Source organism: Embleya sp. NPDC008237 (assembly GCF_042956465.1).
In the GTDB taxonomy this organism is placed as follows: Bacteria; Actinomycetota; Actinomycetes; order Streptomycetales; family Streptomycetaceae; genus Embleya.
On the sequence record NZ_JBIBGL010000023.1, the window covers coordinates 58,064 to 69,654 of the forward strand.

Genomic DNA, 11,591 nt, shown 5'->3' on the forward strand with positions numbered 1-11,591 from the left:
CGAGGGCAAGCGCTCAGGCTACCCGAGCAACCCCCAACCTCCCCGCCCCCACAACCCACCCACCCGTCCCGGGCGCGTCCCGACAAACCCCCCGCAGCGCCTCGAACACCACACCACGCGGAGCGGCGCACGATCACCTTCGGCCGCCCCGATCCGTCGTCACTCGGCGGTCGACCCGTATGCACTCACGATCCGCCGAACCTCCGCGCCCGCCAACGAACCCCCCACGCCCCAAACCGCCCGAGCCCGATTGATCTTCGTCGTCAACGACCCCACCAGGCGCTCCTCGACCCCGGCATCGATCGCCACCGGGATCAACTTGGAGTACCGAACCGTGTCGACGAGAGCGGACTTGACCCGTTCGTGCCGGATGTACGCCGGCAGGTCCGCAAGCGCCTCCGACCGCATGTCGGCGGGCATCGCCGCCAACCACCCGTCGCAGACCGCCTCGGCTTCGTCCGGGAAGTAGTCCATCTTGTGCAGGTGCACGGCCAGGTCGTACAGCGGGTCTCCCCACAGGGCGAGTTCCCAGTCGAGGAAGTAGGTCCGGCCGGACGCCACGATGAGGTTCTTGCGGTGGATGTCACAGTGCAGCGCACGAAACGGCCGTCTCGTCATCGTGGCCCAGTCCGCCTCCACTCGGCCGAGCGGATCCGCCGGGACCCCCAATGCCGCATAGAGCGACGCGTACGGCTCCCGGAAGCGCCGCCAAACGTCGGCGGTCACGGCAGAGAGCAGCGTCCCGAACCCGGCAGTGTCCCCGTCCTTCGGCCAATCCGCGGGCAGAGCGGGGAGTGCGTCGAGCGGCACCCGCGACATGTTCCGGAAGAAGCGCACCACATCCCCTGCCACGTGCGCGGGCACCGATTCGCCGCGCGGCGCGATCGTGTCCAACACGTCGCCCGGAATGAAGCGGTGGATCTGGAAGGCCGGATCGTGCGATACGTGCAACACGGCGGGGATCACCGAGACGGACGGCGCCACCGCCCGGATCACTTCGTGCTCGGGCCACATGCGCAGATCCATGCCGTCCGCACCGTGGATCGGGATCCGGACGATCACCGGCCCGTCGTCGGTCTCGGAGCGCACGTTGTCGTTGTAGAACCCGGACGCACTGATTCCGGACTCGCGTGCCGTGCGATAGAGCGTCAGCGGATCCGGTTGCATGCTCATTCCCCCAGAATGGTCGCGACCCACGCGTCGACTCTCGCCTCGAGCGCCTCAAGGGAGTCGACCGGGCGGATCGCTGCACGGGCCCGGGCAAGGGATGCTGTGTGCGCCGGTTGTGCCGACCCGGTGCTGCGCAGCATGTGCAGTGCCGCAAGGACGAGCGTCGGGTATACCTCCGCTCCCTCGAACTCACGAATCGCCCACTCGGCGGTGCCCCTGGCGTTCTCGGGTTCACCGCGGCGGAGCAGGATGAGCGACCGCACCAGTTGGGCTCGGGCCGTTCCGGAGCGGTAGCGAGCGCGCCCCAACACTTCCAGAGCGGTCTCCAAGGAGGCCTCTGCCTCGGCGATGCGCCCGCACCGGAGCAGGGCCAGCGCCTTGGCCGTGTACGCCTTGCCGAGCTCGTGGAGGGCACCGATGTCCCGCTGTAGCGCGATCGCCTCGTCCGCCACGTCACCGGCATGCTCGGGTTCCGTCCAGGCCAGGAACTCGGCTCGATTGACCACCAGATTCGCGAGTCGGACCGCGGATCCGGCCTCCAGATAGTGCAGTTGCGCCTGGTCCAGACTGCTGCGGGCGGCCGGAAAATCGAAGGCGAACCGCCGACCCAGGTGGATCAGCCTCGCGGTGTCCCCGCGCAGCATGTGTTCGTCCCGACGAAGCGTGCCGGTGAGGCCGTTGACCAGGTTCTCCGCGTCGCGAAAGCGTCCGCCCGCCATGTAGAGGTCCGCTGCCCACAGCGCCGCACTTCGGCCCTCCGGGACCGTGGCCGACTGCCACAACGACGAGTACCGGCCGAGCGCCTCCGAGGTCCGACCGAGCACGCGCAACGCGTCCGCGCCGGCGAGCGCCAGACGTACCTGAGCCGAACTGTCGCCATCGACAGCCGCCAGGCCACGGGTCAATGCCTCGGCGTGCTCGACGTCCCCGACCAGGACCGCGGTCTCGGCCTCCACACAGCGGGCAGCCATCTCCAGGTCGGCACGGGGGTGGTCGTCCGCCGCACAGAAGCGCCGCACGTCCTCGACGACACCGCCCAGGGAACGGATGCCGCCGCTCGCGGCGATCTCCGCGGTGAGGGCGAGCAGATCACGCGGGGCGAACTCCCCGGCATACATGCTGTGGAAGGCGACCTCGCGCAGTTGTGCGCCGATCGTCCGGCGAGTGCTCGCGAGGCCCACCACCCGATCGGCTCGTTCCCGCCACAGGGTCCGCAGCACGCGGTGCACGGCCTGCCGCATTTCCGCCGTCTGACGCGCCCTCAGTTCGGTCGCCATCAGTTGGTGCAGTTGGAATCGCTCGGCGCCCGCCGGCTGGACGAAGGAATAGGCGGTCAACGTCTCCCAGGTCCGCCGATCCGCCGACAACCCGAACGCGTCCGCGACGGTGCGAAAGATGTCGTAGTCGATCGTGCGAGCCACGGCGAGGACTTCGAGCAGTCGGACCTCTTGCGGATCCACATGCTGGAGAAAACGTTCGAGGATCTCCTCCCCCGAGACAGCGGGGGTCAGCGCGCTGTCACCCTGATCCGCACCGGAATCCGCGTCGAGGGCCAGATTGAGGTAGAAGGGCACGCCGGAGCTGGCCCGGGCCAGGGCGGTGCGAGCGCGGACATCGGACACCCCGTGCGCTTCGAGCAGTTCGACCCGCGCGGTCATCGGCAGACCGTCCAGGGGCACCTGGATCAAGTGCGCGGTCCATTGGCTGTCGTACGTCTCCCAACCCAGTGGCTCTCGGCTCGCGATCAGTACCAGGCCTCGGTCCAACTGCGACACGAGATCCCGCAGCCACGCGTCCAGCCCGGCGGTACGGCCCGCCCGGGTGCTGCCGCCCACCAATGCCTCGTACGCGTCGATACAGACGAGGTATCGCTGCTCCACACTGGCCCGGCGCAGATCCTCGGCGAACAGGAACGTGGCGGCATCGGCGAGTTCGGCGGGGTCGAGTTCGTCGAGCCGATGCAGGGTCTCGTCGTTCTTGAGCCAACGCCACCGTTTGAACCTCGCGGACGAACGACCGGCAAGCTGAAGCAGTCCGCCGACGGTCCGAAAGACCGGCAGCCCACCCGCCGCGTCCGCGAGATCGGTCAACACCGCACTCTGCTGCCGGGCGGCCACATCGGCGAGCGAAATCTGCAGGTGGGGGTGCAGACGCTGCCACAGCGCAAGGTAGGCAATGTCGTAGCGCGGAAACTGGGCGCCCTGGGCACCGAGGCGGGAACGCAATACCGCGAGTGCGGCGTCCTGTTCGCGCAGGGCCGGAATCTGGAGGTCCAGCAGCACGGTACGGGCCTCGGACTCCAGCCGCAGTTGGCATTCACGCAGGAATCGCGATTTCCCGATCCCGCCGACGCCCGTCACGTTCACGACCCGCAGGCCGTCCCCACCGCCCGCCCAGGCGTCCTCGAAGGCCGCCATGGCCTCTTCCCGGTCGACGAACCGGCGCTGGGAACCTGCGGATCGACGAAATCGTGGCTGTAAAGGCATGAGGTCCCCGATCCCCGAAGCCCGCGTCGGAGCAGGCGGTCGGGACTCAGGGTAGTCGGGGGATTGCGTGGGTGTAGTGGAATTGCTTCGGCCGGCGGGCGGTACGCGGAGGTGCCGGCGGGCGGTGCGCGATGGTGCCGGCGGGCGGGTGGGGTCAGGGCTGCGGGTCGGGGCGGCGGATTCTCGGGGCCAGGAGGGCGCCGAGGAGGGACACGCCCAGCATGATGGCGAAGATCAGGGTGAAGACGCCGGCGTCCTTGCCGGTGCCCTCGTGCAGGGCGGCGAAGATGGCGCCGGCCAGGCCGACCATGACGATCGTGCCGAGCGAGTCGGCGACCTGGAGGGAGGAGGAGTTGGTGCCGGACTCCTCCGGCGTGGACAGGTCGAGGGTGAGCACGCTCACCGACGAGACGGCCATGCCCATGCCGGCGCCGCCGAAGAACCAGCCGACGGTGACCGCGTACGGGGAGACCCCGGGGACCAGCGCGAGCAGCGCCCCGCCGATCGCGATCGCCACGAAGAGGAAGCCCACCTGGATCAGGCGCGGCCGACGCTCGTGCGGCGAGCGGCCCTGGTACCAGGACCCCAACGCCCAGGACAGCGCGCCCACGGTCAGGGTCAGCCCCGCCTCGGTCGGCGACAGGCCGTGCTCGCTGACCAGCATCAGCGGTACGAAGGACTCGACCGCGAAGAACGCCCCCGCGAGCACGCCCCGGGACAGGATCACCGCCGGCAGCCCGCGCACCGCGCGCAGCGTGCCCACCGGCAGCAGCCGAGGCACCGTCACCGCCATCAGCGCCAGGCCGGCGACGAGCAGCAGTACGCCCACCACGTTCAGGTGTTGCCCGCCGTACTGCAACATGCCCGCGCCCACCGAGGCGCCGATCGCCGCGCCGATCCGGCGCCGGTTCATCCGCGCGTCCGGGTCCGACTCGCCCGCCATCCGCTGCAGTTGCGGCAGCATCATCACGATCGGCAACACCACGAGCACCGGGATGGCCAGGAACACCCAGCGCCACCCCAGGTGGTCGGTGACCAGCCCGGACACCGGCGGCCCGACGATCGAGGGCAGCACCCACGCCGCGGAGAACGCAGAGAACACCCGCGGGCGCAGCGCGGACGGGTACGCCTTGCCGACCACCACGTACAGCGACACGATCACGAGCCCGCCGCCGAGGCCCTGCACGGCCCGGCCCACGATGAACGGCCACATCGACTGCGCGGTGCCGGCCAGCACGAGTCCGGCCGCGAACGCCCCGATCCCGCCGAACAGTGGCAGCCTCGGTCCACGCGCGTCACACCATTCGCCGGAGACCACCATGGCGAGCAGGCTCGTGGTGAAGAACGCGGAGAAGGCCAGGGCGTACAGCGGCACGCCGTCGAGTTCCTTGACCGCCACCGGCATCGCGGTGCCCACGGCCATCGCCTCGAAGGCGATCAGCAGGACGACCGACACGATCCCGAGCGTGAGTTGAAGATAGGGCCGGGTCAGTACACCGGGTTCCCGGTCGGACTTCTCGGCGCTCCGTCGCGCGGACTTCGACTCCCCTACGGCTGTCACCGAGACAGCCTAGACCCTGCCATTTCAACCTACTTATCAATGCAATCGGCGCAGCCTGTCAACCACCCCGACCCGCACGAGCCCCCGCGACCCGCCCCCGTCCCCGTTCCCACACCCCCTAATCCACCACCACGTCCCGAGGCCGCAGCGGCAACCGCGGCAGTTCCAACCCCGTCGCATCCCGCACCGCCGCCGCGACCGCCGCCGGCACCGGCACGATGGCCGCGTCGCCCAGGCCCTTCGCGCCGAACGGTGCGCCCGGTTGCGGCTCCTCGATCCACGCGGCCACCCGCACCGGCGGCACGTCCCACGTCCCCGGCGGCGACCACGCGAACTCGATGTCCTCCGTCAGCGCCAGCCCGAGCCCCATCGCCACCGAACTCTCCACCCGCACCCGGGCCTGCGCGGGATCCAGCACCCGCCCCGCGTCGTAGGCGCCGGTCACGTCCACCACCCGGATCGTGCCCAGTTCCGGGTCCAGGTCGACCACGACGCGACAGGCCGAGAAGGCCACCGCCGGATAGGCGTTGCCCTGCCCGGCGTCGTCCAGCGGCTCGGTGCTCGGCGCCCGGCACGCGCCCGCCGTGGTCACCGTCGCGGTGTCCTCGTACATCGCGTCCACCGACAGGTCGATCAGCCCGTCGTAGGACCTGATCCGCCCGTCCCGCACGTCCAACAACCGCGCCGTCATCCCGTAGCGCGCCGCCACCGGCGCCAACAGCCGCTCGCGGATCTCCCGTGCCGCCTGCTCCACCGCGCCCGCCGTCAGCCAGGTATGCCGCCCCACCCCCGGCGCCCCCGCCGTAGGCAGCGCGATGCCGGCCTGGAGCACGATCGCGTCCGGCACCCCCAGCACCTCGTCCACTATCTGCCGCGCCAGCGTCACGAAGCCCTGCCCGACCTCGACCGCCGCGCACGTCACCGTCACCACGCCGCCGTCGAGCCGCACGGTCGCCGTCGAGGACTCGTCCGCCCCCTCGATCCCCAGCAGCGGCATCAGCCCGACCGCGTACCCCGTCCCGCGCAACGTCCCCGGCGCCGGCGGCGCGGCCGGCGGCGCGGCCTCCGCCACCGCCCGCAGCGCGGCGCCCACCGGCACCGGCCCGTCCAGCACCTGACCCGTCGTCAACATCGTTCCGGAGCTGAGCGCGTTGCGCAGCCGCAACTCCACCGGGTCCATCCCGAGCGCGTCCGCGAGCTTGTCCATCTGCGCCTCGTGTGCGAAGCACACCTGCACCGCGCCGGGCCCGCGCATCGCCCCCGCCGGCGGATTGTTGGTCCGCACCGCCCACGCGTCGACCACCGCGTACGGCACCATGTACGGCCCCGCCGCACAGCCGATCAGCCGCCCGATCACCTCCGCCGAGACGCCCGCGTACGCGCCGCCGTCCAGGATGATCTGCGCCTCCACGCCGAGCAGCCGGCCGTCCCGGTCCGCCCGATGGGTGTACTTCATCCGCGCCGCGTGCCGATGCCCGCCCAGCCGCAACGACTCGTCCCGCTCCAGCACCGCCTTGACCGGCCGTCCGGTGCGCAGCGCCAGCAGCCCGACCACGGTGGTCAGCCCGACGTCCTCGCGCGTGCCCGAGGAGCCGCCCACGCCGGTGGGCATCAGTCGGACCATCCCGGCGGGCAGCCCCAGACACTCCGCGACCTGGTCCCGGTCCGCGTGCGGGTACGGCGAGGCCACGTGCAGTTCGACGCCGCCGTCCGGCGAGGGCAACGCGAGCGCGGCGTCGGTGGCCGGGTTGGCCTGGTACTGCGCGGGCACCTCGTACAGCCCCTCGACCACCACCTCGTCCACCGGCGTGCCGTCCCGACGCAGCTTGACCGGCCGGCCATGGCGCAGCGCGATGTGCCGCAGCACATTGCCGTCCGGATGCAACGGCGGTCCGGCGAAGGCGTGTTCGGGGTCCGAGGCGGCCTCCAACGGCTGGTACGACACCAACACCGCCGCGGCGCCGGCCCGCGCCGCGTGCAGGGTCTCCGCGGCGACGGCGGCAACCGCCTCCCCGGCGAAGCGCACCACGCCGTCCGCGAGCACCGGCCGGTCCGCCACGATCACGCCGTGGCATGCGCCCGGCGGCAGATCCGCCGCGGTGACCACGCCGCGTACGCCCGGCACCGCGTAGGCCGGGGCCGCGTCCACGCCCAGGATCCGCGCGTGTCGGTGCGGCGAGCGCACCAGTACGCACCACAGCAGGCCCGGCGCCCACAGGTCGCCGGTATAGGAGAACCGTCCCCGTGCCTTGGCGTCCCCGTCGGGGCGCGGTGCGGACTCGCCGATCACCGGTTCGTGCCGATCACTTGGTCTCGCCGATCACTCGGTGCCGCCGGCCGCCGGCGGCGCGATCACGTTGAACATCATCGTCGAGTGGGTCTCGCTCGGTGCGCGTCGGCGTGCCGCGGTGCGCACGGCGTCCACCATCGGATGCGGCCCGGCGCACCGGCAGGGGTGCCCGTCCAGCGCGCGCCGGATCTCCACCTCGCCCGGCTCCGACCCGCGGGCCAGCAGCGCGCACGCGGACGCGACCACTCCGGGCACGCAGTATCCGCACTGGACCGCGCCGGACTCCACCAGCGCACGCTGCACCTCGGCGGTCTCCGGGTCCTTGTCCAGGTCCTCGATGGTGCGCACCTCGCGGTCGCCGAGGGTGGCCGCCGCTACCAGACACGCGGACACCGCGACCCCGTCCAGGTGCACGGTGCAGGTCCCGCACACGCCCTGTCCACAGCCGTCCTTGGCGCCGGGCAGGCCGAGCCGCTCGCGCAGGACGTACAGCAGGTTCTCGCCGATCCAGGCGTTCTCGATCAGCCGCGCCTCGCCGTTGACGCGCAGGATGTACGACGTCGTGGGGACCGCGTCGAAGTCGAACCCGGGGCCGCTCATCCGCCGAACGCCCGTTGTACCGCGCGCCGCGCGCACACCGCGACCACGTGTCGCAGGTGTGCCCGGGCGGCCCGCTGTTCCGCGTCGGGCCGGACCTCGTCCGCGACCAACCGGCCGAAGTCGGCAGCGTCGCGCGGGTCCGCGAGCCGGCCCGTGTGCGGGTCCATCCGTCCCGCCAGCCACTGTTCGGCCTCGAACGCGCGTACCGGACCGGGATGCGCCCCGCCGACCGCGCAGCGCACGTCGCCGACCACGGGGCCGGCCACCAGCGCCAGGGTCAGGTGTCGCCCGCCGCCCACCGGCGCCTTGACGAACTCCTGCACGCCGCGCAGCAGCGGCACTCGTACTCCGGTGATCAACTCCCCCGGGCGCAAAAGCTGTTCGGCGATCGCACCCGACTTGGGCGCGAGCAGGTGCGGGGCGACCTCGCGCACTCCGCCCGGCGAACGGCACGACACGGTGGCCTCCAGGGCCGCGAGTACGGGCAGCGAGTCGGCGGCTCGGCCGCTCGCGAGGATGTTGCCGCCGAGGGTGCCCATCGCGCGCACCTGCGCGGTGCCCACCTCGTTGGCGGCGGCGGCCAAGGCGGGGACGAGCGAGGCCAGGTCGGCATCCGCGAGCCGAGCCCAGGTGAGCCCGGCGCCGAGCATGACGAAGTCGCCCTCGTAACCCCACCGCCGCAGGTCGGCGACCTTCGCCAGGCCCACCAGGGCCGGCGGTCGCACCGTTCCGGCGTTGACGCGGGGCATGAGGTCGGTCCCCCCGGCCACCGGCAGAGCCCGGGGGTCGCGCGCGAGGGCATCCACGGCCTCGTCGAGCGACAGCGGCATCAAGATCGTCGCGTCCACAGCGCCGCCCACCCTATTGCCACGCACCCTCCAACGGGCCGTCCCCACCGAGATTTGAACCAACCCGAAACCACACCACCCCCGCACTCGACCAGTCCCCCACAGACCCACCCCGAAGCCGCAAACCCCAACCCTCCACCAAAACGAAACACCGAACCGAGCGGCGCACGGGCCGGCCGACGAAGAGGCCGGCGAGCGGAGCGGACGAGCGAGCGGGCCGGCGGGCAGCCGGGCGAGCGCGGGCTTCCGGACAACCGAGCAACCGAACGGCAGGCGGCCGAGCCGGTGAACGGGCGGAACAGGCGAGGCCAGGCGGGTCCGGACCGACGAGCGGCCGGCCCGGCAGGCGGGCCGAGGGCGAAAGCGGGCCGGAGGGCGGACAGGCTTGCGGACAGACGGACTTGCCGGCAAGCGGACGGGCCGACAGGCAGGCGGGCGAGCGGGCAGGCGAGCGCGGGCGGGTCGGGGGCTGACGAGCGAACGGACCGGCGTGCCGGCAGATGGGCCCGGGGGCGAGTCGGCGGACGAGCGGGCGAGCAAGCGGGCAGGCGCGCACACCGAGGCGGGCCGAGCCGCAGCCGGGCAGCGACCAAGCCGGCGAGCAAACCGGCGCACGAGCGGACAGGCCGGCCGTAGCCGGCGGTCGCCGGGCGAGTGAACCAGCGGACGGACGGGCCGGCAAACAGGCGGGCCAGAGGGCGAGCCGCCGAACGAGCAGGCAACAAGCGGGCGGGCGCGCACCGAGGCGGGCCGAGCCGCAGCCGGGCAGGCAAGCAATCCGTTGAGCGAGCCGGCGCACGAGCGGACAGGCCGCCGGTAGCCGGTGGCCGGCAGGCGAGTGAACCGGCGGGCGGGCTGGAGGCGAGCGAGCAAACCGGCAGGCGAGCGGACAGGCCGGCGCGGGCGGGACCGGCGACCCGGCGGGCAGGCGGACGGCCGACAAGCAGGCGAGCGAGCGGGCAGGCGAGCCGGCGGACCAACAAACGGCCGACGGGCGAAACCGGTCGGCGGGCGAGCAAGCGTCGGGCGGCAGGCCGTCGAGCCGCCGCCGGGCCGGTCGGTCGGCGGCGCGAGCCGGTCGCCGTGCGGCCCGCCGAAAACTCGACCCGCCCACACCTCCACCCACGCAAGAGGCGTCGGCCGGAACGGCCGACGCCTCAGCGACCTGCGTGTACCTCGGCGGCTACTGCTTGCCGCCGCTCTTGCCACCGCTCTTGTCCTTGTCGCCACCGGCCCCGCCGGCCGGCATCGTCTCGTAGATCTCCTTGCACATCGGGCACACCGGGTACTTCTTCGGGTCGCGACCCGGCACCCAGACCTTGCCGCAAAGAGCGATGACCGGGCTCCCGGACATCGCGCTTTCCATGATCTTGTCGCGCTGGACGTAGTGCGCGAAGCGCTCGTGGTCACCGTCGCCGTGGGAGAGCTTCGGCGTCTCCTCGATCAGCGTGCCGGTGCCCGTCCCGTGCTCCGGCTCCGGGAAGCTCTGGGGAGTGGTCATACCCACCAGGATAGCCAGACGCCGGCGGCACCCAACGGCGCGTTGGATCACGCGCGCGTCCCGACCCGCCCCGGCCGGCGCACACCCCGATCACAGCCCCGATCGCGGCCTCGACCACAACCCGATCGCAGCCCCGATCCATCCCGGTCCGACGTCAGTTCAGCGTCGGATCCTCCGGGTACGTGGCGACCATGGCCAACTCGCCCACCTGCCGCCGCAGTACCGCCCGCCAGAGCCGGTCCGGCGTGGGCGTGAACGCGTCGCCGGGCTCGGAGTCGACCACGTACCACGCGCCGGACTTGAGCTCGGTCTCCAACTGCCCGGGCCCCCAACCCGCATAGCCGGCGAAGACCCGCATCGAGCCGAAGTCGGCGGCGACCAGTTCCGGCGGTACGTCCAGGTCGACCAGCCCCAGGCCGCCGTGCACGCGACGCCAGCCCAGCGGCTCGGCGCCGCCCGGCACCGACGCGATGGCCAGCGCCGAGTCCATCGCGACCGGGCCGCCCTGGAAGACCACGGGCGGCTCGCTGACGATCTTGGACCACGGCACGAGCACGTCGTTGACGTCCACCGGACTGGGCCGGTTGATCACCACGCCGAGGGTGCCGTCCTCGTCGTGCTCCAGTAGGAAGACCACACACCGGTCGAAGTTGGGATCGGCCAGCGCGGGCGTGGCCACGAGCAGGCGTCCGGTGAGCGTTACCTCGGTCATGGGGTCATGATCCCGCAACCGCCGCGTCGCGGTGCGCCACCCCGCGAGGAAGTCGGCCGGCGAACGCGAGCGCGCCGGTGGTACCGAGCAGATCCGCGGCCACGTCCCACGGGTCCCCGCTGCGGTGCGGCAGCAGGAAGTGCTGGATCAGTTCACTCTCCACGGCGTGTGCCGCAAGTGCCGCGCCCAGCACGAGCGGACCGATTCCGACACGCCGACCGGTCCAGGCAATGGCCGCGAAGGAGAGAAAATGCACGATCTTGTCACGATGCGGAACAAACGGCGTCGGGTCCCCCGGACTGCCCGGATTGAACAGGAGGACCAGATTCACCAGCACCGCTCCCGCGAATGCCCAGTACGCGAGCTTGTTCCCGGCCATCCCACCCCTTCGGTCACGGGCCGAACGACCCTTTTTTCCGGGCC

The 11,591-nt window shown here is 72.1% G+C and carries 9 protein-coding genes; all 9 read right to left on the minus strand.

Going from position 1 to position 11,591, the window contains the following annotated elements; all coding sequences use genetic code 11:
• Positions 1 to 159: 159 nt before the first annotated feature.
• Complete coding sequence (locus ACFZBU_RS41670; protein WP_391588999.1) at positions 160 to 1,173, minus strand: aminoglycoside phosphotransferase family protein; 1,014 nt, start codon at positions 1,171 to 1,173, stop codon at positions 160 to 162.
• Entirely contained in the window at positions 1,170 to 3,587 is a 2,418-nt protein-coding gene (locus ACFZBU_RS41675) for a hypothetical protein (RefSeq protein WP_391589000.1), read from the minus strand. Before ACFZBU_RS41675 ends, ACFZBU_RS41670 begins: the two co-directional genes overlap by 4 nt.
• A 223-nt stretch (positions 3,588 to 3,810) precedes the next feature.
• A complete protein-coding gene (locus ACFZBU_RS41680; RefSeq protein WP_391589001.1) occupies positions 3,811 to 5,217 on the minus strand; it encodes an MFS transporter in 1,407 nt (468 codons plus the stop codon).
• Positions 5,218 to 5,335: 118 nt separating this feature from the next.
• Entirely contained in the window at positions 5,336 to 7,507 is a 2,172-nt protein-coding gene (locus ACFZBU_RS41685) for a xanthine dehydrogenase family protein molybdopterin-binding subunit (protein WP_391589002.1), read from the minus strand.
• Between the two features lie 30 nt (positions 7,508 to 7,537).
• Complete coding sequence (locus tag ACFZBU_RS41690) at positions 7,538 to 8,107, minus strand: (2Fe-2S)-binding protein (RefSeq protein WP_391589003.1); 570 nt, start codon at positions 8,105 to 8,107, stop codon at positions 7,538 to 7,540.
• Entirely contained in the window at positions 8,104 to 8,937 is an 834-nt protein-coding gene (locus ACFZBU_RS41695; RefSeq protein ID WP_391589038.1) for an FAD binding domain-containing protein, read from the minus strand. Before ACFZBU_RS41695 ends, ACFZBU_RS41690 begins: the two co-directional genes overlap by 4 nt.
• Positions 8,938 to 10,138: 1,201 nt before the next feature.
• Positions 10,139 to 10,456 carry a DUF3039 domain-containing protein gene (locus ACFZBU_RS41700; protein WP_355546342.1) on the minus strand — a complete coding sequence of 106 codons (318 nt, stop codon included), beginning with the start codon at positions 10,454 to 10,456 and terminating at the stop codon, positions 10,139 to 10,141.
• Between the two features lie 154 nt (positions 10,457 to 10,610).
• Positions 10,611 to 11,168, minus strand: a complete 558-nt coding sequence (locus ACFZBU_RS41705; RefSeq protein WP_391589004.1) for a YqgE/AlgH family protein — start codon at positions 11,166 to 11,168, stop codon at positions 10,611 to 10,613.
• Between the two features lie 4 nt (positions 11,169 to 11,172).
• Positions 11,173 to 11,547, minus strand: a complete 375-nt coding sequence (locus ACFZBU_RS41710) for a hypothetical protein (RefSeq protein ID WP_391589005.1) — start codon at positions 11,545 to 11,547, stop codon at positions 11,173 to 11,175.
• Positions 11,548 to 11,591: the final 44 nt, after the last annotated feature.